The organism is Rathayibacter sp. AY1H2 (genome assembly GCF_002931985.1).
Lineage (GTDB): Bacteria > Actinomycetota > Actinomycetes > Actinomycetales > Microbacteriaceae > Rathayibacter.
This window is the reverse complement of sequence record NZ_PSUV01000013.1, coordinates 59869-81141: the sequence shown is the minus strand read 5'-3', so window position 1 is coordinate 81141 and position 21273 is coordinate 59869. Positions and strand designations below refer to the sequence as shown.

The following is a 21273-nucleotide window of genomic DNA, read 5'->3' as shown; positions in this document are numbered from 1 at the left end:
CGTGGACCAGTTCGATTCCCCCCTGGTGGTTCCGGCCGATCCCCAGGCCAACACGACCGCCCTCCTGCTGGACCGCGTCCGCGAGACGCCCGATCGCCCGCTCTTCGCGCTGCTCGACGGCGACGGCTGGCGCGATGTGACGGCGCAGGAGTTCCTCGACCAGGTCACGGCCCTCGCGAAGGGCTTCGTCGCCGCCGGCCTCGAGCCGGGCGAGAAGGTCGGGCTGATCTGCAAGACGCGATACGAGTGGACGCTGATCGACTTCGCCGTCTGGTTCGCCGGCGGGATCCTCGTCCCGGTGTACGAGACCTCCTCCCCCGCGCAGGTGCAGTGGAACCTCGCCGACTCCGGCGCGCACGCCGTGATCGTCGAGACTCCCGAGCACTTCGCCCGCTTCGACGAGATCCGCGCCGACCTTCCCGAGGTCCGACTCGCCTGGCAGATCGGGCTGGGCGATCTGGACAAGCTCGTCGCGCGCGGCGTCGACGTGCCGGACGCCGAGATCGAGCGCCGCCGCTCGCTGGCGACCGGCACCGACATCGCGACGATCATCTACACCTCGGGCTCCACCGGCCGCCCCAAGGGCTGCATCATCCGGCACTCGAACTTCGTCGAGCTCAGCCGCAACTCGGCGGTCGCCCTGACGGAGCTGATCCACCAGCCCGGCGCGTCGACGCTGCTGTTCATCACCACGGCGCACGTGTTCGCCCGCTTCATCGCGATCCTCTGCGTGCACGGCGGGGTGAAGGTGGGGCACCAGGCCGACACCAGGCAGCTGCTCCCCTCGCTCGCGTCCTTCAAGCCGACGTTCCTCCTGGCCGTGCCGCGCGTGTTCGAGAAGGTCTACAACTCCGCCGAGCAGAAGGCCGAAGCCGGGGGAAAGGGGAAGATCTTCCGCCGCGCGGCCGACGTCGCCGTCGCCCACTCGATGGCGCTCGAGGCGGGCTCGGTGCCGCTCGCTCTGAAGCTGCAGTTCCTCCTCTTCGACCGGCTCGTCTACTCGAAGCTGCGCACCGCCATGGGCGGGAACGTCCGCTTCGCCGTGTCCGGCTCGGCGCCGCTGGGAGACCGGCTCGGGCACTTCTTCCACAGTCTCGGCATCAAGATCCTCGAGGGCTACGGCCTCACGGAGACGACGGCGCCTGCCACGGTCAACCGCACCGAGCGGTTCAAGATCGGCTCGGTGGGCCCGGCGATGCCCGGGGTCTCGATCCGGATCGCGGGTGACGGCGAGATCCAGGTGCGCGGCATCGACGTCTTCGGCGGCTACTGGAACAACGAGGCGGCGACGGCCGAGTCGTTCGACGGCGAGTGGTTCCGCACGGGCGACCTCGGAACCCTGGACGAGGACGGGTACCTGCGCGTCACCGGGCGGAAGAAGGAGATCATCGTCACCGCCGGCGGCAAGAACGTCGCTCCGGCGGCGCTGGAGGATCCGATCCGCGCGAACCCGCTGGTCGGCCAGGTCGTCGTCGTCGGCGATCAGCGCCCGTTCATCGCTGCTCTGGTCACGCTCGACTCCGAGATGCTGCCGACGTGGCTCGCGAACAACGGGCAGGACAAGGGCCTCTCACTCGAGGACGCGGCCGTGAACCCGGTCGTTCTGGCCGAGGTGCAGCGGGCCGTCGATGCGGCGAACGAGCGCGTGTCCCGCGCCGAGTCGATCCGGAAGTTCGTGATCCTCCCGACCGAGTTCACGGAGGCGAGCGGTCACCTGACTCCGAAGATGAGCATCAAGCGCAACGTCATCCTCGCCGACTTCGCCGACACCATCGCCGCCGTCTACTCCGCCGCCCCCGCCACCGAGGGCATCTCCCTCCGCTGACCCCGCGCTCTCCCCGCGTCACCAGCAGGCCGTCCCGATCGCAGCCGCCTCCGGGACAGCGCGCCCAGCTCTATCCCGTCGGCGGAACGCACGACGCTCCTCGGAACGCGCCCACCTCGAAAGGCCGACCGCGCGGAGCCGGGCAAGGACGGGCTCCCCTCGACACAGCCGTATCCGGAAAGGCGCGTCCCAGCGCTTTCCCGTCGGCGGAACGCACGACGCTCCACAGAACGCGCCCACCCCGAGAAGCCGACCGCGCGGAGCCGGGCAAGGACCGGCCCCCCCTCGACACAGCCGTATCCGGGAAAGCGCGTCCCAGCGCTTTCCCGTCGGCGGAACGCCCGACGCTTCACGGAACGCGCCCACCTCGAAAAGCCGACCGCGCGGAGCCGGGCAAGGACCGGCTCCCCCTCAACACAGCCGTATCCGGGAAAGCGCGTCCCAGCGCTTTCCCGTCGGCGAAACGCACGACGCTCTACGGAACGCCCCCACCTCGCTGAGCCGACCGCGCCGGGCCGGGCAGGGACCGGCTCCCCCCTCAACACAGCCGTATCCGGGAAAGCGCGTCCCAGCGCTTTCCCGTCGGCGGAACGCCCGACGCTCCACGGAACGCCCCCACCTCGCTGAGCCGACCGCGCCGGGCCGGGCAGGGACCGCCCCCCCTCGACACAGCCGTATCCGGGAAAGCGCGTCCCAGCGCTTTCCCGTCGGCGGAACGCACGACGCTCCACCGAACGCGCCCACCTCGAAAAGCCGACCGCGCCGAGCCGGGCAAGGACCGGCTCGGAATCCAACTCAGAACCAGTCGGATTCCCGGACGGCCTTCATGGCGGCGCGGCGGTCGTCCTGGGAGAGGCGGTCGAGGTAGAGGCGTCCGTCGAGGTGGTCGCATTCGTGCTGGAGGGCCTGGGCCATGAGGCCGTCGCCTTCGAGGACGATCTCGTTGCCGTCGAGGTCGGTGCCGCGGACCTTCGCGTGCGGGTAGCGGATCGCGGGGTACCAGAGGTTCGGGACGGAGAGGCAGCCCTCGTCGACCGGTTGCGGGTCTCCGCTGAGCTCGATGATCTCGGGGTTGAGGATGTACCCGATGACGCCGTCGACGTTGTAGCTGAAGGCGCGGAGGTTGACGCCGATCTGGGGGGCTGCGACGCCGGCGCGTCCGGGCGGTCGGACGCTGTCGACGAGGTCCTCGACGAGGCCGCGGACGCCGGCGTCGACCGTCTCGATGGTCGTGGACGGGGTCTTCAGCACCGGGTCCCCGAAGATGCGGATCTGGCGTTCGGTCATGTGGTGCGCTCCCTCAGGGCCTCCTCCGCGCTCAGGAGGGCGTTCTCGACGACTTCGCTCGCTGCGGGGTGCGGCCAGTACTGGCTGCGGGCGAGTCCGCGGATGCCGGTGCCGGCGCTGGCGGCCTGGACGAGCGGCTGAATGAGGATACTGGCCTGCGGCCCGATGATGTGCGCGCCGAGGAGGGCGCCGTCGATGCCGACGACCAGGAGGCAGGCGCTGGAGTCGTCCTCGAGCGCCCAGCCGAAGGCGGTGGAGCCGTACTCCTGGGTGACGGTGACGACGTCCAGGCCCTGGTCCCGCGCTTCGGCCGCGGTGAGCCCGAAGTGGGCGATCTGCGGGTGGGCGAAGATCGCGCCGGGCACCGGCGAGAGGGTGTTGGAGAGCAGCTCGCCCGGGTGCAGGAGGTTGTGCGCCACGAGGCGCGCCTCGTGGTTGGCGACGTGCTTGAGCTGCCAGCGGGACGACACGTCGCCGAGGGCGAAGAGGCCGGGCACGGGGCGTCCGCCGGAGAGGACGCGCTGCTCGGGGTCGACGCTGATCCGGCCGTCCTCGTGCAGATCGATCCCGACGGAGGCGGCGGCGACCGTGTCGCTGTTGGGGTCGCGGCCGAGGGCGACGAGGAGCAGGTCGGTCTCGACCGTCGTGCCGTCGCTGAGGGCGACGCGGAGCCCGTCAGGGCGGGCGTCGACGCTCTCGGCGCTCACTCCGGTGAGCACCGTGTACCGCTCGGCGGCGATCCCGGTGAACCGGCGCGAGACGTCCTCGTCGAGGGCGCGGAGGAGGCGGTCGCCGCGGACGGCGACGGTCACGGCCGTGCCGAAGGAGGAGAAGACGTGGGCGAACTCGACGGCTACCGCGCCGCCGCCGAGGATCAGCATCCGCTCGGGGAGCTCGTCGAGCCGCATGACGGAGGAGGAGTCCTGGATGCGGGGGTCCGGCTCGTACGCGGCGAGGAGCGGCCTGGGCCGCGAGCCGGCGGCCACGACCACCTGCGGCGCACTGATGCGGGCACCGCTGGCGCTGACGAGGACGTGCGGGCGGTCGCCGTCTCCGAGCGACTCGAAGCCGAAGCTCTCGCGGAGGACGGTCACGTTCGGGGAGCGCTGATCGCGGTACTCGAAACCGCCCTCGCTGATCGCGTCGATCCGGCCGAACACCCGGTCGCGCACCTCGGCCCACTCGGGGCGGCGGAGGCGGGAGTGGACGCCGATCGGGCCGCCCTGGTCGACGTCGGTGATCACGTCGGCGACATGGACGAACATCTTGGTCGGGATGCAGCCGGCGTTGAGGCAGGTGCCGCCGAACCACTCCCCGTCGTCGAGGATCGCGACCCGCAGGCCGTCGAACTCCGGACCGACGATCGAGTTGCCGGAGCCGGCCCCGATGACGATCAAGTCGAAGGAGTCGGTGGTCGCGTCGGGTCCGTCGGTGCGGTCCTGGAACGCGGCGGACGCCGCCTCGGAGCCCCGGGGCTCAGACACGTCGGACCGGCATGCCCTCGACCACGAGCGCGGCGAGCAGGCGTGCGGCGTCCTTCGTGCCCTCGCGCAGCTGCTCCCACTTCACCACGGATCCGGCGGCGAGCACCGGGTCGTAGGGGATGCGGACGATGTCGCGGACGCGGGAGCGGAAGTGCGACTCGATCTCCTCCAGCTTCACCAGGCTCGTGCCCTGCGTCGCCGTGTTGAGCGCGACGACCGCGTTGCGCACCAGGGCGCCGTAGCCGTTCGCGTCCAGCCAGGTGAGGGTCTCGGAGGCCAGGCGGGCCTCGTCGACGCTGCCGCCCGAGACGATCACCACCGTGTCGGCGCGCTGCAGCGTGGGCCGCATCACCGAGTGCACGATGCCCGTGCCGCAGTCGGTGAGCATGATCGAGTAGAAGCGCTCGACCAGGTCGGCGACCACGTTGTAGTCGTCCTCGTCGAAGGCCTCGGAGAGCTGCGGGTCGGTGTCGGAGGCGAGGACGTCGAGGCGGGTCTCGTCGCGGGAGACCATCGTCGAGAACTCGGTGAACCCCGTCACGCCGGCCGCGCGGTTCACGACGTCGCGGACGGTCGCCCGCGTCTGCTTGGGGACGCGCTCGGCCAGGGTGCCGCGGTCGGGGTTCGCGTCGACCGCGATGATGCGGTCCTCGCGCGCGTCGGCGAGGGCCACGCCCAGGAGCGTCGTGACCGTGGTCTTGCCGACGCCGCCCTTGCGGGTCATGACCGGGACGAAGCGGGTGCCGCCCTCGAACTGCCGGCCGATCCGCTCGTCCATCGCTTTCCACGCCTTCACCTTCGCGGAGTCGCCGAGGTTGACCGTGTGGAAGGTCAGGCCGTAGAGGAAGCGGTGCCAGCCGCCCGTGGGAGCGGGACGGGTCTTGCGGTTGACCTCCAGGAGCCTGTCCGGGGTGAGCATCGACGCCGACTCGGGGACGGCGGCGCTCGGCGCGGACGGGGCGGGAGCGGCGCTCGAGGACTCGGCGCGGAGGCGGTCGCGGCGCGTGGGGACGGCGGCGGGCTCCCCCGCGGACTCGGACGCCGCGGGCTTCTCGGCGGACTCCGCTCGGGCGGGGATCCCCGCCGAGACCGGTCCGTTCGCGCCGGACGGGTGAGCGGGAGCCGGTGAGGGGGTCGGAGCAGGACTCAGCTCCGGGGGCACGAGAGCGCGCGAGCGCGAGGGCGGCAGGCCGAGGCGGCCGACGTCGATCGCGTCCTCGTCCTCGACCGGAGCGGGGGCGGTGGAGCGGCGCCGCGGGCCGGGCGGGGTGATCCGCACGCCGTCGGGCAGGAGGGTCGGAGCGGTGTCGCTCGCTCGCGGGGAGTACTGACCCGATTCCCGAGCCGCGTCCATGGCGGTCCGCGGCGTGGGACCGGTGCCGGTGTCGGTGTCGGGCTGTTCGTCGTTGCGCTCATCCATGCGAACGAGCCTCCTTCCGCTCAGGACGAGTGTACCGGCGGGCCCGGATCGCGCCGGGCGGCTTGGTCGGAGCGCGCTCCGACTGCTAGTGCGGCCCGCTTCCGGAGGCGGCGCGGACGGCGCGTGCAGCGAACGGTTAGGTTCTGCCGCCCGGAGGAACGTAAAGTAGTCAGCCATGCATGTACTCAGCGTGAGCTCCCTCAAGGGCGGCGTCGGCAAGACCACGGTGACGCTCGGCCTTGCATCCGCGGCGTTCTCGAAGGGCCTGCGAACGCTGGTCGTCGACCTCGATCCCCAGTCCGACGTGTCGACCGGAATGGACATCAACGTCGCCGGCCACCTCAACATCGCCGACGTCCTGACGTCGCCGAAGGAGAAGATCGTCCGCTCGGCGATCGCCCCCTCCGGCTGGACCAAGGAGCACCACGGCACGATCGACGTGCTGATCGGCAGCCCCTCCGCGATCAACTTCGACGGGCCGCACCCCAGCATCCGCGACATCTGGAAGCTCGAGGAGGCCCTCGCGAGCGTCGAGGCCGACTACGACCTCGTGCTGATCGACTGCGCCCCCTCGCTCAACGCCCTGACCCGCACGGCCTGGGCCGCGAGCGACCGCGTCGCCGTCGTCACGGAGCCGGGCCTGTTCTCGGTGGCCGCCGCCGACCGGGCGCTCCGGGCGATCGAGGAGATCCGCCGCGGACTCAGCCCGCGCCTCCAGCCGCTGGGCATCATCGTCAACCGCGCCCGCGTCCAGTCGCTGGAGCACCAGTTCCGGATCAAGGAGCTGCGCGACATGTTCGGACCGCTCGTGCTCAGCCCGCAGCTCCCGGAGCGCACCTCCCTCCAGCAGGCGCAGGGCGCGGCGAAGCCCGTGCACGTCTGGCCCGGGGAGAGCGCTCAGGAGATGGCGCACAACTTCGACCTGCTGCTCGACCGCGTGATCCGCACCGGTCGCATCGGCGAGCAGGTCCCCGCCGCGACCTAGGGCCGGCGGGTCCGCCGGACTCCTCCGGCTCGAGGTCTCGGGACGCGGGCGATGCTCGGTGCCCGAGGAGTGCCAGGGACGGCGCCGGCGGACGCTCGGCGTCGGAGTTCAGCGCGGGCTCTCGATGCGCGGGCGGAGCCCATCGTCGGATCCGCAGGGCGGGACACGGACGGAGCCCGTCATCGGACCCGCATGCTAGCGGGCGTGATCGGCGGGGAGCTCGCGTCCGGCGGACGGATCACGCGGGCGGGGCCCGCTATTCGACCAGCTCGGTGAGACTCGGGTGCCGCCCGTTGCCCGCTCAGCACGGCTGCAGGCAGGTCCGCTCCTGATCAGCTGAGCGCGCGGAGGAGACCCCGGAGTCCCCGGGGCCGCGGCCGACCCGCGAGGGGTGGGCGGTCAGCCGACGCGGCGGGAGGCGCGGCGCTGGGCGAGCTCGTCGCCCGGGTCGACCGACTGATGGTCGAGCTCGACGAGGCTCGACTCGACTTCGCGGAGGACCTTGCCGACGGCGATGCCGAAGACGCCCTGGCCGCGGCTGAGCAGGTCGATGACCTCGTCGTTCGAGGTGCAGAGGTAGACGCTCGCGCCGTCGCTCATCAGGGTCGTCTGCGCGAGGTCGTCGACCCCGGACTCGCGGAGCTGGTTGACCGCCGTGCGGATCTGCTGGAGCGAGATCCCGGTGTCGAGCAGGCGCTTGACCAGCTTCAGCACGAGGATGTCGCGGAAGCCGTAGAGGCGCTGCGTTCCGGAGCCGGACGCGCCGCGCACGGTGGGCTCGACGAGCTCGGTCCGCGCCCAGTAGTCGAGCTGCCGGTAGGTGATCCCCGCGGCGCGCGCCGCGACGGCCCCGCGGTAGCCCGCGTCGGCGTCGAGCTCGGGCAGTCCGTCGGTGAACAGGACGAGGTCGCGCTGGCCGCTGACGTCGCGGCTGACTTCTCTCATCCCTGTGCCTCTCGGATCCGGACGCCGGATCCTCCGAACGCGCTCCCTACCGTACCGACCGGCGCAGGCCGAGTAAACGACATCGGCCTCGGCGCCGCGGCGTGTCGCACGGGCCGCCCGACGGCCGGCGGCGCGGCCCTCACGAGCGGGCGATCCGCGAGAGGGCGCTGCGCACCATCGCCCCGCGGATCGTGCCCAGCTGGGTCGCGAGCCCCACCGCGTTCTCGGCAGCGCCGGCGGAGCCGGACGCCTCTCCGCGGCGGGCGCTGGAGGCGACGACGCTCTCGATGAGCGACATCTCGCGCTCGACGGCGACGCGGAGCGGTCGGAGATGGCGGGGCTCGATACCGGATCGGCCGAGGTCGACGAGCGCCTTGAGCGTCGTCACGGCCTCGTCCCCGAACACGTCGCCGCCCCGCACGAGCCCGGCGGCGATGGCCTCCTGGACGAGAGCGGGCGTGGCACCGGACTCGGCCGCGAGGCCCTCGCGGGTCAACCGCGTGGCGGGGCCGAGGAGCGAGGCGCTCGGACCCCCGACACCGGCCGGCAGGGCGGGCTCGCGTCCGGCGTCGATGTCGTCGAGGTATCCGCGGATGACCTTGAGGGGGAGGTAGTGGTCGCGCTGCAGAGCGAGGATCATCCGGAGCCGCTCGACGTCGGAGCCCGAGAACTTGCGGTAGCCGGAGTCGGTGCGGGCCGGCGAGACGAGCCCCTGCTCCTCGAGGAAGCGCAGCTTGGACGGGGTGACGTCCGGGAACTCACTGGTCAGCCTGGCCAGCACCTGCCCGATGCTCAGCAGAGCGGCGGAGCCGGTGGGGAGGGCGCGCGCGGAGGAGCGGCCCACGGCTCACGCGTCCGGAGCGGCGACGAGGTCGGCGCGGGACGCGTAGAAGGTGAGTCGGAACTTGCCGACCTGCACCTCGGAGCCGTCGGTGAGGATCGCGGACTCGATCCGGACCCCGTCGAAGTAGGTGCCGTTCAGGGAGCCGAGGTCGTGGACCTCGAACGCCGTGCCGCGGCGGACGAACTCGGCGTGCCGGCGCGAGACCGTGACGTCGTCGAGGAAGATGCCCGCGTCGGGGTGACGGCCGACCGTCGTGGAGTCGGTGTCGAGGAGGAAGCGGGCGCCGGTGTTCGGTCCGCGGCGCACGACCAGCAGCGCGGATCCCGAGGGCAGAGCCCCGACGGCCTCGGCCTCCTCGCGGGACGCGCGGTTGTCGAGAGCGGCGAGCTGGGCACCGATGTCGTCGGTGAACGTCAGAGTCGTCTCCGTCGACGGCTCACCGGGAACGGAATTGTGCTGGGCGGATGATGCTCCACCGACGGGCTCGACCAAGACGTACCTCCTATCAGGTCAGCGTATCCGAATCGTGACCCTCGTCGGACCCCTGAGCACCTGTGCGGACCCCCAGGACGAGGTCCCGTGTCTGGACGGCGTAGACGATCCCGGCCCACCAGTAGAGGAACGCGCCCCACAGCGCGAAGGCCCAGGCGATGGGGAGCGAGGCGGGCGCGAGGGCCGGGAACGCCTGCCCCAGCATGATCAGCGGGAGCGCGTAGAAGAGGCAGAAGGTCGCGAATTTCCCCAGGTGGTGCACGGGAAGCGGTCCGTAGCCGTTGTTCGCCAGGACGACCGCCAGGACCACGAGCATCAGGTCGCGGGCGAGCAGCACGGCGACCAGCCACCAGGGCACCAGTCCGCGGGCCGCGAGGCCCAGGACGGTGGCGAAGATGTAGAGGCGGTCGGCGGCCGGATCGAGGACGCGGCCGAGGCGCGTCATCTGGTCGAAGCGGCGCGCGATCCAGCCGTCGAGGTAGTCGGTGAGGCTCGAGACCACGAGGGTCAGGAGCGCGAGCGCGTCCTCACCGAGGACCACGAGCACGAGGAACACCGGCACCAGGGCGAGGCGCACCATGCTGAGGACGTTCGGGACCGTCCAGATCCGGTCCTCACCGGTGCGCGCCATGCGCCCAGCCTAGGCGGGGCGCACGGCGGCGTGGTCAGCGCTTGTCGCGCCAGACCCGCTCGAACGGCAGGCGCCAGGCGTGCGGCGCGATCAGCTGGTGGATGGCGTTCGGCCCCCAGGAGCCGGGCGCGTAGAGACGGACGGGCGGCGGATCCTGCAGGAGGGGCGCGGAGACCTCCCAGAGCCGCTCGATGCCCTCCGCGGTGGTGAACAGCGTGTGGTCTCCGCGCATCGCGTCGAGGATCAGGCGCTCGTAGGCCTCGAGAGCGTCGCCCGCGCGGTCGGTCTCCTGGAGCGCGAACTGCATGCTCAGCTTGTCGAGCCGCATGCCGGGACCGGGGCGCTTCCCGTAGAACGAGAGCGAGACCTTCGAGGCGTCCGCCAGGTCGAAGGTGAGGTGGTCCGGGCCGTGGGCACCGACTCCGGAGCCCTGCGGGAACATGCTCTTCGGGGGCTCGCGGAACGCGATCGAGATGATGCGCTGGCCCTCGGCCATCCGCTTGCCGGTGCGGAGGTAGAACGGCACTCCCGCCCAGCGCCAGTTGTCGATCTCGCACTTCAGCGCGACGAAGGTGTCGGTCTCGGAGTCGGCGGCGACGCCCGGCTCGTCGCGGTAGCCGATGTACTGGCCGCGCACCACGTTCTCGGGGTTCAGCGGACGCATCGAGCGGAAGACCTTGTTCTTCTCCTCGCTGATGGCCTGGGGCTCCAGCGCGGTCGGCGGCTCCATAGCCATGAACGCCAGCACCTGGAAGAGGTGGGTGACGACCATGTCCTTGTACGCGCCGGTGGACTCGTAGAACTCGGCGCGACGGTCGAGCGTGAGGCGCTCGGGGATGTCGATCTGGACGTGATCGATGAAGTTGCGGTTCCAGATGGGCTCGAAGAGGCCGTTGGCGAAGCGGAAGGCGAGGATGTTCTGCGCCGGCTCCTTGCCGAGGAAGTGGTCGATCCGGAAGATCTGCTCCTCGCTGAAGGTCTCGTGGAGCTCCGCGTTGAGGACGACCGCGCTCTCGAGGTCGACGCCGAACGGCTTCTCCATGATGATCCGCGAGCGCTCGACCAGCCCGGCCTCGGCGAGCATCCGCACGACGGAGAGAGCTGCCCTGGGCGGGACGCTGAGGTAGTGCAGCCGGCTCACGTCCGGGCCGAGGACCGCCTCGGCGTCGGTCACGGCGGCGGCCAGCGCGGCCGGGCCGGCGGACTGCGGGACGTAGCGGAGCTTGGACGCGAACTCGTCCCACTGCGTCGGCGTCAGGGAGCGGCTCCCGAACTCGTCGTAGGCCAGCTTCGCGAAGGCGCGGAACGAGGCGTCGTCGTGCTCCTCGAGCGAGGTGCCGACGATCTGCAGGTCCGGTGCGAGGGAGGAGAGCGCGAGGTGTGCCATCCCCGGGATGAGCTTGCGCCGGGCCAGGTCGCCGACGGCGCCGAACAGCACGACGACATGGGGTGCCGCCTGCTCGGTCTGGACGGCGGGAGCGGGGGGTGCGGTTGTCACGGTCACCCCTCGATCATTCCAGTTCGGATCGTGACGCAGGCGTCATGTGCTCGATACGCACCGCCGCTAAGGTCTCTCCCGTGCATCCGTTCTCCGACGCGTCCGCCGCGACCGCAGCACCCGCCTCCGCCACCGCCCCCTCCTCCGCCGACGGGACGACCGCGCCTCCGCTCGACGAGAGGATCCGCGCCGACGTCCACCTGCTGGGCGAGCTGCTCGGCCAGGTGCTCCGCGAGTCGGGCGAGCCCTCCCTCTACGAGGACGTGGAGCGCCTGCGCGCGCTCACGATCAGCGCCTACGACAGCGGCGACGCCGCCGGGACCGCGGAGGCGGAGGAGTTCGTCGCCTCGCTCACGCTCGAGCGCGCCGAGGAGGTCGCCCGGGCGTTCACCTGCTACTTCCACCTCGTCAACGTGGCGGAGGAGTTCCACCGCGTCCGCGTGCTGCGCCGGCGCGAGGCCGACGCCGGCGCGCAGTCGCCCGAGGACTCGATCCTCGCCTCGATGCGCCGGCTGACCGGGGAGCTCGGGGAGGACGAGGCGTTCGCGCGCCTGTCCCGACTGGAGTTCCGCCCGGTCCTCACGGCGCACCCGACCGAGGCGCGCCGCCGCGCAGTGGCCTCGACCATCCGCCGCATCAGCGACCTGCTCGAGCAGCGCGACGACCCGCGCATGGGCGGCGTCGTGCTGGTGGAGATCCGCCGCAAGCTGCTGGCCGAGGTCGACACGCTGTGGCGCACCGCTCCGCTGCGCGAGTCCAAGCCCACTCCCCTCGACGAGGTGCGCACCGCGATGAGCGTCTTCGACGAGTCGCTGTTCTCGGTGCTCCCCCGCGTCTACCGCCGCCTCGACGACGCTCTGCTCGGCGAGGGCTCGGGCACCCGGGCTCCGGTCGCACCGGCCTTCGTCCGCCTGGGCACCTGGATCGGCGGCGACCGCGACGGCAATCCCTTCGTCACCGCCGAGACGACCCTCGCTGCGGTGGACATCGCCTCCGAGCACGTCCTCATGGGCCTCGAGCGGGTCGCCCGCCGCGTGGGCCGCGCGCTGACCCTCGACGCGTCGACCACTCCCCCGTCGGCCGCCGTCGAGGCGCTCTGGGCCTCCTGCGTCGAGCGGGCTCCCGAGCTCGCCGCCGACATCGCCGAGCGCTCGCCCAACGAGGCGCACCGCCGCGTCCTGCTCTTCGCGGCCGAGCGCCTGGCCGCGACCCGGTCCGAGGGGCCGCTGGCCTACTCCGCCGCCGCCGAGCTGCTGGCCGAGCTGCGCACCCTCCAGGAGTCCCTGGTCGAGGCCGAGGACGTCCGCGCCGCCTACGGCGACCTCCAGGACTTCGTCTGGCAGCTCGAGACCTTCGGCTTCCACCTCGCCGAGATCGAGGTGCGCCAGCACTCGAAGGTGCACCGCGAGACGATCGCCGCGATCCGCGCCGGCGAGGAGCTCGACGAGCGCGGCCTCGAGGTCCTGTCGGTGTTCCGGGCGATCGCGAAGGTCCAGGAGCGCTTCGGCACCGACGCGGCGAGGCGGTACATCGTCTCCTTCACGCAGTCGGCCGACGACCTGCGGACGGTCTTCGAACTGGCCGAGGCGGCGACCGACGGCAAGCCGCCGATCATCGACGCGGTCCCGCTCTTCGAGACCTTCGCCGACCTCGACGCCTCGACCGACATCCTCGCCGAGATGATCCGCCTCCCCCAGGTGCAGGCGCGCCTCGCGGCCACCGGCAACCGGCTCGAGGTGATGCTCGGCTACTCCGACTCGTCGAAGGACGTCGGACCGGTCTCGGCGACGCTCGCGCTCTACGACGCGCAGGCGCGCATCGCGCAGTGGGCGGCCGACGAGGGCATCGTGCTCACGCTGTTCCACGGGCGCGGCGGAGCGCTCGGCCGCGGCGGCGGGCCGGCCAACCGGGCCGTCCTCGCGCAGCCGCCCGGATCGGTGGACGGCCGCTTCAAGCTGACGGAGCAGGGCGAGGTCATCTTCGCCCGCTACGGCAACCCGGACATCGCCACCCGGCACATCGAGCAGGTGGCGGGAGCGACGCTGCTCGCCTCCTCCCCCGCTGTCGGCGAGCGCAACGCGGGCGCCGCGGAGCGCTTCGCCGAGGTGGCGGCGACGATGGACCGCGAGTCGCGCCGCCGCTTCTTCGAGCTCGTGAAGGCCGACGGCTTCGCGCCGTGGTTCGCCCGGGTCACCCCGCAGGAGGAGGTGGGCCTGCTCGCCCTCGGCTCGCGTCCGGCCCGCCGCGGCCTCTCCGTCGAGTCGCTCGAGGACCTGCGAGCGATCCCGTGGGTCTTCGCCTGGACCCAGGCCCGCGTCAACCTGACCGGCTGGTTCGGGCTGGGCAGCGCGCTCGAGGCCGTCGGCGACCTCGACCTGCTCCGCGAGGCCTACGCCTCCTGGCCGCTGTTCACGACGATGGTCGACAACGTCGAGATGTCGCTTGCGAAGACCGACGAGGGCATCGCCCGCCGCTACCTCGCCCTCGACTCCCGCGACGACCTCGCCGGACTCGTGCTCGACGAGATGGCGCTCACCCGCCGGTGGGTGCTCTCGATCACCGGCGAGGAGAGCCTGCTCACGGGCCACCGCGTGCTCGGCCGTGCCGTGCGCCTGCGCACCCCGTACGTCAACGCGCTCTCGCTCCTGCAGCTGCGCGCACTGAAGGCGCTCCGCACCGACCCGGGCGGATCCGGGACGGAGCAGAACCAGCGGCTGCTCCTGCTCGCGGTCAACGGAGTCGCGGCGGGTCTGCAGAACACCGGCTGATCCCGGCTCGGAACGACGGAACCCCCGGCGGCCTCACGGCTGCCGGGGGTTCTCGTGCGTCTGCGGGCGCCTCCCGCCTGCGGAGCGGGTCGAGGCGCCGGGCGGATCAGGCCTGCGGGGCGACGCCGGCCTCCTGAGCGGCCTTCGCCTCCTCGTACTGGCGGCGCACCTCGACCATGTCGAGGCCGCGGACCTGCTCGATCAGGTTGTCGAGCGCGGGGGCGGGCAGGGCGCCGGGCTGAGCCATCAGCGGGATGCCGTCGCGGTACACCACGAGGGTGGGGATGGAGGAGATGCCGTAGCTCGCGGCGAGCTGCTGCTGGTCCTCCGTGTCGACCTTCGCGAACGTGATGTCGGCGTTCTTCTCGCTCGTGGCCTCGAAGACCGGAGCGAACTGCTTGCACGGGCCGCACCAGTCGGCCCAGAAGTCGATGAGGACGATGCCGTCGGCGATCGTCTGGTCGTGGGAGTCGAGGGTCATCGCAGTCGTAGCCATGGGGGATGCAACCGGGTGCCCCCGCGGCCTATTCCCGGGCGGGATCGAGGAGGTCGAGCAGCGAGCGCGGACCGACCACGGCGGCCCCGAGCGCCTCGACGCGGGCGGCCAGTCCCCGGTCGGCCGTCACGACGACCGCGGTCTCGAGCGCGCCGACCAGCTCGACGATCGCGTCGTCGCCCGAGCCGTCGGCCGAGTGGACCGTGAGCCGCTCCGTGAGAGCGCCCGGCTCAGGACGGGCGGCGCGCGCCACTCCCTCGAGCACCACGGCGATGCGCGGCCAGACCGTGTCGGCGTCGATCCCCAGGAGACGGCCGGGGACGCCGGCCTCCGCGAGGCGGGCCAGGGAGGCGAGGAGGCGCTCCGCGGCGCCGGCGCGGTCGCGCCACCAGCCGTCGGGGCGTGAGCCGACCACGTTGGCGGCGTCCACGACGAGCACCGGGATCGAGGAGCCGAGCGCGCGCAGGCCCGGCCAGGCCGCTCCGAAGCCCGGGTGCAGCGGCAGGGAGTCGACCTCGTCGGGGGCGACCCAGCGCAGCTCGGTGCTCTCGGCGTCGCTGATACGGGGAGTGAAGTGCTCGCGGGACTCGGCCAGGACTGTGGAGTAGCTCCACGGTCCGATCACGACGACGCTGGAGAGCACGGGCCGGATCAGGTCGGCGGGGACGCCCGCCTCCTCCTCCGACTCCCGGAGGGCCGCCTCGAAGGCCGTCTCCTCGGGGTGACGGGCGCCGCCGGGCAGCCCCCAGGTGTCCCCGAAGTGGCTCCAGCTGACGCGGTGCTGGAGCAGGACGCGTCCCGACGGATCGCGCAGGAGGAGGCCGGCGGCGCCGAAGCGCCCCCAGAAGCGGCGTCCGTCGCCGATCTCGACCCAGCCGTCGCCGAGCGACGCGTCGAAGGGGTGGCGCGGGAGCACGGCGTCCGCGCCGGGGTCCTCGCTGGTCATGCCCTCCAGCCTCCCACACCGCGCCCGCCGCACCCGACCCCGACGGGCTGGCAGAATCGGACGATGCGCCGCTCGAGACCCCTCCGCCTCGCGACGCTCGCCTGGCTCGCGCTGATCGCCCTGATCACGCTGACGCCCGCGCCCTACCCGGCCGGGGAGCCCAACGCGCTGATCCGCGGGATCATCGCCTTCCTCGCTTCCACGCCGCTCACCGGCTGGTTCGACTTCGACGTGGCGGAGTTCACCGCGAACGTGCTGCTCTTCGTGCCGCTCGGTGCGCTGATCGCCGCGCAGTTGCCGGCGGGTCGCCGCCTGTGGGCCGCCGTCATCGGGCTCGCCGTGTCGGCGGCCGTCGAGACAGCGCAGCTGCTGTGGCTGCCGACCCGCGTCTCCGACGTGCAGGACCTCGTCTCGAACGGCAGCGGCTCCCTGATCGGCGCCCTGCTGACGATCGCGCTGCTCCGCTTCTCCCCCCGCCGCCGCTCCCGGAAGGACCGCACCGCCCATGCCCGCTGAGACCCTCGTCGTCCTCGACCGACCCTCCCTCGACGCCGAGGCGCACTCGCCGGGAGGACCCGCGCACCGCATCGATCCGAGCGGGCGCGGCGATCTGGACGTCACCGACCTCGGCTTCACCCGCGGCGACGGCGTGTTCGAGACGATCAACCTGGTCGACGGACGGCTCCAGGCGCTCGACGCGCACCTGGACCGCTTCGAGCGCTCGGCCCGGATGCTCGACCTGCCCCGGCCGGACCGGCCCGCCTGGCTCGAGGCGATCGGAGCGGCGGTGGCCGCGCACCCGCCCGTCGCCGAGGCGATGGTGAAGACGATCCTGACCCGCGGCGTCGAGGGCGGCGGGCGGCCCACCGGCGTCGTCTTCGTCCAGACCAGCCCGGACTTCGGCCCGGCCCGCCGCGACGGCGTGCGCGTGGTGCTCCTGGACCGCGGGCTGCGCTCGGACGTGCAGTCGACGTCCCCCTGGCTGCTCGCCGGCGCGAAGACGCTCTCGTACGCGGTGAACCGTGCGGCCGCGCGGGAGGCCGCCCGGCGCGGCGCCGACGACGCCCTGTTCGTGTCGAGCGACGGCTACCTGCTCGAGGGGCCGACCTCGAACCTCGTGCTGCTGACGGGCGGGGAGCTCGTGACTCCTCCGCCGAGCCTCGGGCTGCTGCCCGGCACCACGCAGGCCGACCTGTTCGCGCTCGCGCTGGGCCTCGGCCTCGAGACGGCGGTGCGTCCGCTGCGCTCGGGCGATCTGGAGGCGGCGGACGCGGCGTGGCTGGTCTCGAGCGCGCGCAACGCCGCTCCCGTCCGCGCCGTCGACGGGACCGACCGCCGCGTCGACGCCGACCTCTCGGCCCGGATCAACGCCGCGCTGCTCGCCCGCTGAGACTCCGATCCTCCCCCGTGGGACGCCCCGCGCCGAGCGCGGACGGCGTCCCGGAGGAGAGAGGGCTCAGGAGAGGCCGTCGACGTCCGCAGGGCCGCGGCTGATCAGTCCGCCGCGGACGTGCTCGACGGTGGGGTCGAGCTGCACCGGATCGCGCTCGTCCGCCGCCTCGTCGTTGATCACGGCCGAGACGATGCCGCGCCAGTCGGTGCCCTCGGCCACGGCGTCCTCGGAGCCGACGCGGCGCGTGACGAACACGGCCTCCGACTCCTCGCCCGCGTGCGAGATGACGGCGAGGACGCCGACGGTGCGACCGCCCGGGTGCTCGATCCGCCACTCCTCGTGCCCGGACGGGACGAGCGAGAACTCCAAGCCCGCGTGCGGGAAGCCGGTGGGGCGCAGCTCGGACGGGGATCCGCTCTGCGGAGGCGCGCCGCGGGTGGGGACCCCGATGCCCTCGCCGCTCGTCGTGCTCATGCCGACGTCGCCGCGGGTTCCGCCGGCTCCGGAGCTGTCGTTCGCCGCGACCATGCGGTCGTCGCCGCTCCGCAGCGCGTCGTCCGCTCCGGTGTAGATGCTGTCGTCTCGGTTCATGGGAACCTCCTTGTCGGCGGCCAGTGTAGGACCGCGGGGTGGGTGGCGAGCGGGCGCCGTTCGTAGACTGGGTGGATGCAGATCCCGGTGACCGGTGCCGTGCGGGTGGACGCGTGGCTCTGGGCGGTGCGCATCTACAAGACGCGCTCCGCCGCGACGACCGCGGCCCGGGCCGGCCACATCCGCGTCAACGGCGAGCGGGCCAAGGCGGCGCAGACCGTGCGGGTGGGCGATGAGGTCCGCGCCCGGATCGGCGGCTTCGACCGGGAGCTGATCGTCCGCGGACTCGTGGTCAAGCGGGTCGGTGCGCCGGTGGCCGCCGAGTGCATGGAGGACCGGACGCCCCCGCCGCCACCCCGGGAGTCCGCGCCGGGCGTGATCGTCCGTGACCGCGGAGCGGGCCGCCCGACGAAGCGCGACCGGCGCGACATCGAGCGCCTCCGCGGATTCTGACCGCGCGACCCGCCGGCGGCCTCAGGGGGCGAGTGCGCGCAGGCGCTCCAGGAGCCCCTCCGCCGCCTCGTCGAGGAACCGCTGCTGCAGCTCGTCGCCGACCTGGACGAGGGCGATGTCGGTGAAGCCCGCCTCGATGTAGGGCACGAAGCTCTGGGCGAGCTCGTCGAGGTCGGGGCCGCAGGCGATCTGCTCGGCGACGTCCTCCGGGCGCACGAACTGGCTCGCTCCGGCGAAGCCGGCGGGGGTCGGCAGATCGGAGTTGACCGCCCAGCCGCCGGCGAACCAGCGGAACTGCTCGTGGGCCAGCGCCACTCCCTGCTCCTTGTCCGGCGCCCAGCAGATCGGGATCTGGCCGATCGTGCGCGAGGGGGCGGCGTCCGCACCGCGGACCGCGGTCCACTGCGAGATCAGCTCCGCGTCGGGCTCGGTCGTGATGAGGTGGTCGCCGATCGGCGCGAAGCGGGCGATCGACTTCTCCCCCGAGACCGCCAGGCCGATCTCGACCGGCGTGTCCGGCAGGTCCCAGATGCGGGCGGAGTCGACGCGGAAGTACTCGCCCTCCCAGGTCACCAGCTCGCCGGTGTGCAGCTCGCGGATGAGGTGGACGGCCTCCTCGAGCATGTCCTGGCGCACGGCGACCGAGGGCCAGCCCTCGCCGACGACGTGCTCGTTGAGGTTCTCGCCCGAGCCGAGGCCGAGCGTGAAGCGGTCGTCGGAGAGGATCGCGAGCGTCGCGGCCTTCTGCGCGACCACGGCCGGGTGGTAGCGGATGGTCGGCGCGGTGACGTAGGTCGTGAGGTCGATGGTCGACGTGGCCTGCGCGACCGCTCCGAGCAGCGTCCAGGCGTAGGAGGCGTGCCCCTGCTCGGTCAGCCACGGCGAGTAGTGGTCGCTCGAGACCGCGAACTCGAAGCCGAGCCTCTCGGCGTCGACCGCGTAGCCCACCAGCTGCTTGGGTCCGCTCTGCTCGGTCATCAGGGTGTATCCGAATCGCACCATCGTCCGTCCTCGTTCCGCTCGTCGTGGATGCCCGGGGGCACGTCCCATGGTGGGCGGGGCGCCGGATGCGCGCTAACCCCTTGCCCCGGTCGCGAGCGGCGGCTAGCGCGGCGTCAGACGAAGCGGATGCGGTTCTGCACCCGGGTGCGGACCTCGAACGACTCGCCGTACCCGCCGAGCCGCGGGTCGTCCGTGCCGGAGCGCAGCAGCTGCGGCAGCAGCGAGCGGCGGATGACGACGGCGCCCTGGTGCCTGCCGCGCTCGACCTGCTCGAACGGCTGCTCCAGCGCGTCGTCCGGCACGACCACGACGCTCGTCGAGAACCGGACGCCCAGCTCGCGGCCGAGACGGCGCGCGGCCTTCGCGAGCGAGGCGATCGGCTTCTCGTCCTCGGCGATCCCGGGGCCCTCGAGCTCGCCCTTCCTCAGGCGGACCGGGTCGCCCCAGTCGGCGGAGGTCAGCGCGAGCAGGCCGGCCGGCCCGAGCACGAGGTGGTCGATCTTGAGCCCGCCGTCGCCGACCGCGACGTCGTTCCAGATCGTGTAGGCGATGCCGAGCGCGCCGACGAGCGCGGCCGTCGCCTCCTCGGCCTGAGCCTTCGCGAGCCAGGAGCGGACCTCGCGAGGAGCGGAGCGGACGATCGCCGGGTCGAAGGGGTCCTCGGTCTCGACGCCGCGGCCGAGCCACTCGCGCACCAGGCGCAGGTAGTACTCGCGCGCTGCGCCTCCCGGGTGACCGTAGGAGCGGGCGCGCACGGCCGAGGCGGTCTGCGGGCGCGGTGAGCCGGTGTACGGCGACTGCGGGGAGGACCTCCCGGGGGCGGGAGCGCCTCGGTCGTAGTCGCCGCGGGCGGAGGCGCTGCCGATCCGCTCCCAGGCGAGCTGCACCGCGTGGAACGATGCGGCGTCGCCTCCCGTGTCCGGATGGGTCTCGCGGAGGCGGAGCCGGTACGCCCGGCGGAGCTCGTCGTCGGACGCGGTGGCGGCGACGCCCAGCACCTCGTAGGGGGTGCGGGCGGCGTGGCTGTCGGGCATGTGCTTCCGGGAGGGTCGGGGCGGGGGGTTCCGAGTGTATCGACGCGGGCCGGGCGCCCGGTGGGAGCGCGCACCGCGTCGGCTCGGAACGCGCCGAGCGCCCAGCGGGGGAACGGGCGCCCGGCGGGGGTCAGTGCGCGAGCAGCTCGCGCACCCGCGGGATGACCTGCGTGCCGTAGAGCTCGATGTTGCGCATGATCGCCGCGTGCGGCAACGTCCCGGCGCTGTACTTGAGGTCGAAGCGGTCGATGCCCAGGGCCTCGACCGTTCGCGCGATCTTCCGGGCGACCGTCTCGGGCGAGCCGAGGTGGATGGCGCCGTCGGGGCCGGCCTCCTCCTCGAAGCGCTCGCGGGTCATCGGGGACCAGCCGCGCTCGCGGCCGATGGCGTCCATCATCGCCTTGTGGTGCGGGAAGTACAGCTCGCGCGCCTCCTCGTCGGTGTCGGCGACGAAGCCGGGCGAGTGCACGGCGACCGGGAGGCGGGGCTGCTCGAGCTGGTCGAGCGCGCGGCCGAAGAGGTCGACGTAGGGGCGGAAGCGGGCCGGCGAGCCGCCGATGATCGCCAGGACGAGCGGGAAGCCGTACCGGGCGGCGCGGACGACCGACTCGGGGCTGCCGCCGACGCCGATCCAGGTGCGGAGGGTGCCGTTGTCGAGGGTCGGGTAGACGCTCTGCTCGGTGAGCGCGGGGCGGGTCGTGCCCTGCCAGGTGACCGGGCCGCCCTGGATCAGGGCGTGGAAGAGGTCGAGCTTCTCCTCGAAGAGGACCTCGTACTGCGCGAGGTCGTAGCCGAAGAGCGGGAAGGACTCGGTGAAGGAGCCGCGGCCGAGGATGACCTCGGCCCGGCCGCCGGAGAGTCCGTCGAGGGTGGCGAAGCGCTGGTAGACGCGCACCGGGTCGTCCGAGGAGAGGACCGTCACGGCGGAGCCGAGGTGGATGCGCTCGGTGCGGGCCGCGATGGCGGCGAGCACGACGTCCGGTGCGCTCACGGCGAAGTCGGCGCGGTGGTGCTCGCCGATCCCGAAGAAGTCGATGCCGACGCGGTCGGCCAGGACTCCCTCCTCGACCACGTCGCGGAGGACCTGGCCGTGCGGCAGCGGGGCGCCGTCCGGGCCGGCGGTGACGTCGCCGAACGTGTCGACGCCGAACTTGACTTCATGCATACTCATGGACTTCT

Annotated in this window: 20 protein-coding genes; 6 read left to right on the top strand and 14 right to left on the bottom strand. The window is 72.7% G+C overall.

Annotation, left to right across the window (positions count from 1 at the left end):
* The first annotated feature begins 1 nt into the window (after window position 1).
* The gene (locus tag C5C29_RS10950; protein ID WP_104222579.1) at window positions 2–1825 is read left to right on the top strand and encodes a long-chain fatty acid--CoA ligase; all 1824 of its coding nucleotides are present in this window, start codon (window positions 2–4) and stop codon (window positions 1823–1825) included.
* A 795-nt stretch (window positions 1826–2620) separates the two neighbouring features.
* Here the strand turns inward: C5C29_RS10950 and def are convergent.
* The 3 genes from def to C5C29_RS17525 are packed head-to-tail and all read right to left on the bottom strand — an operon-like array spanning window position 2621 to window position 6016.
* Complete coding sequence (def, locus tag C5C29_RS10945) at window positions 2621–3112, bottom strand: peptide deformylase (protein WP_104222578.1); 492 nt, start codon at window positions 3110–3112, stop codon at window positions 2621–2623.
* Window positions 3109–4596: a mycothione reductase gene (locus C5C29_RS10940; protein WP_104222577.1), complete on the bottom strand. Its 1488-nt coding sequence runs from the start codon at window positions 4594–4596 to the stop codon at window positions 3109–3111. The genes def and C5C29_RS10940 overlap by 4 nt, the downstream gene beginning before the upstream one ends.
* Window positions 4589–6016 (bottom strand): MinD/ParA family protein, encoded by a 1428-nt coding sequence (locus C5C29_RS17525; protein WP_258069491.1) that lies wholly within the window; start codon window positions 6014–6016, stop codon window positions 4589–4591. Before C5C29_RS17525 ends, C5C29_RS10940 begins: the two co-directional genes overlap by 8 nt.
* A gap of 175 nt (window positions 6017–6191) precedes the next feature.
* Here C5C29_RS17525 and C5C29_RS10930 point away from each other — a divergent pair, with 175 nt between their 5' ends.
* On the top strand, window positions 6192–7001 hold the full coding sequence (locus tag C5C29_RS10930) for a ParA family protein (RefSeq protein ID WP_104222576.1): 810 nt from the start codon (window positions 6192–6194) through the stop codon (window positions 6999–7001).
* Between the two features lie 399 nt (window positions 7002–7400).
* On the opposite strand, the gene C5C29_RS10925 is transcribed toward C5C29_RS10930, so the two are convergent.
* The 5 genes from C5C29_RS10925 to zwf form a co-directional block, all read right to left on the bottom strand.
* Entirely contained in the window at window positions 7401–7946 is a 546-nt protein-coding gene (locus C5C29_RS10925; protein ID WP_104222575.1) for a MerR family transcriptional regulator, read from the bottom strand.
* Window positions 7947–8085: 139 nt separating this feature from the next.
* Complete coding sequence (locus C5C29_RS10920) at window positions 8086–8790, bottom strand: MerR family transcriptional regulator (RefSeq protein WP_104222574.1); 705 nt, start codon at window positions 8788–8790, stop codon at window positions 8086–8088.
* Window positions 8791–8793: 3 nt separating this feature from the next.
* Complete coding sequence (locus C5C29_RS10915) at window positions 8794–9282, bottom strand: FHA domain-containing protein (protein WP_104222573.1); 489 nt, start codon at window positions 9280–9282, stop codon at window positions 8794–8796.
* A gap of 13 nt (window positions 9283–9295) precedes the next feature.
* Window positions 9296–9913 (bottom strand): CDP-alcohol phosphatidyltransferase family protein, encoded by a 618-nt coding sequence (locus C5C29_RS10910; protein ID WP_104222572.1) that lies wholly within the window; start codon window positions 9911–9913, stop codon window positions 9296–9298.
* Between the two features lie 34 nt (window positions 9914–9947).
* Window positions 9948–11411, bottom strand: coding sequence for a glucose-6-phosphate dehydrogenase (gene zwf / locus C5C29_RS10905; protein ID WP_104222615.1), 1464 nt, complete (start codon window positions 11409–11411; stop codon window positions 9948–9950).
* Window positions 11412–11455: 44 nt separating this feature from the next.
* Between zwf and C5C29_RS10900 the strand changes: the two genes are divergently transcribed.
* Window positions 11456–14179, top strand: a complete 2724-nt coding sequence (locus tag C5C29_RS10900) for a phosphoenolpyruvate carboxylase (protein WP_104222571.1) — start codon at window positions 11456–11458, stop codon at window positions 14177–14179.
* A 106-nt stretch (window positions 14180–14285) separates the two neighbouring features.
* On the opposite strand, the gene trxA is transcribed toward C5C29_RS10900, so the two are convergent.
* Together trxA and C5C29_RS10890 are read right to left on the bottom strand one after the other, a co-directional pair.
* Window positions 14286–14675 (bottom strand): thioredoxin, encoded by a 390-nt coding sequence (trxA, locus tag C5C29_RS10895; RefSeq protein ID WP_104222570.1) that lies wholly within the window; start codon window positions 14673–14675, stop codon window positions 14286–14288.
* A gap of 28 nt (window positions 14676–14703) precedes the next feature.
* Complete coding sequence (locus C5C29_RS10890; RefSeq protein WP_104222569.1) at window positions 14704–15621, bottom strand: NUDIX domain-containing protein; 918 nt, start codon at window positions 15619–15621, stop codon at window positions 14704–14706.
* Between the two features lie 63 nt (window positions 15622–15684).
* Here C5C29_RS10890 and C5C29_RS10885 point away from each other — a divergent pair, with 63 nt between their 5' ends.
* Window positions 15685–16137 carry a VanZ family protein gene (locus C5C29_RS10885; protein WP_104222568.1) on the top strand — a complete coding sequence of 151 codons (453 nt, stop codon included), beginning with the start codon at window positions 15685–15687 and terminating at the stop codon, window positions 16135–16137.
* The gene (locus C5C29_RS10880; RefSeq protein WP_104222567.1) at window positions 16127–17011 is read left to right on the top strand and encodes an aminotransferase class IV; all 885 of its coding nucleotides are present in this window, start codon (window positions 16127–16129) and stop codon (window positions 17009–17011) included. The genes C5C29_RS10885 and C5C29_RS10880 overlap by 11 nt, the downstream gene beginning before the upstream one ends.
* 66 nt (window positions 17012–17077) lie before the next feature.
* Here C5C29_RS10880 and C5C29_RS10875 read toward each other — a convergent pair whose 3' ends face one another.
* Entirely contained in the window at window positions 17078–17605 is a 528-nt protein-coding gene (locus C5C29_RS10875) for a hypothetical protein (protein ID WP_104222566.1), read from the bottom strand.
* A 75-nt stretch (window positions 17606–17680) separates the two neighbouring features.
* On the opposite strand from C5C29_RS10875, the gene C5C29_RS10870 reads away from it, so the two are divergent.
* The gene (locus C5C29_RS10870) at window positions 17681–18058 is read left to right on the top strand and encodes an RNA-binding S4 domain-containing protein (protein WP_181027140.1); all 378 of its coding nucleotides are present in this window, start codon (window positions 17681–17683) and stop codon (window positions 18056–18058) included.
* A 21-nt stretch (window positions 18059–18079) separates the two neighbouring features.
* On the opposite strand, the gene C5C29_RS10865 is transcribed toward C5C29_RS10870, so the two are convergent.
* The 3 genes from C5C29_RS10865 to C5C29_RS10855 form a co-directional block, all read right to left on the bottom strand.
* Complete coding sequence (locus C5C29_RS10865) at window positions 18080–19060, bottom strand: TIGR03557 family F420-dependent LLM class oxidoreductase (protein WP_104222565.1); 981 nt, start codon at window positions 19058–19060, stop codon at window positions 18080–18082.
* Window positions 19061–19173: 113 nt separating this feature from the next.
* Window positions 19174–20094, bottom strand: a complete 921-nt coding sequence (locus C5C29_RS10860) for a J domain-containing protein (protein WP_104222564.1) — start codon at window positions 20092–20094, stop codon at window positions 19174–19176.
* A gap of 130 nt (window positions 20095–20224) precedes the next feature.
* Window positions 20225–21259, bottom strand: a complete 1035-nt coding sequence (locus C5C29_RS10855) for an LLM class flavin-dependent oxidoreductase (RefSeq protein WP_104308387.1) — start codon at window positions 21257–21259, stop codon at window positions 20225–20227.
* Window positions 21260–21273: the final 14 nt, after the last annotated feature.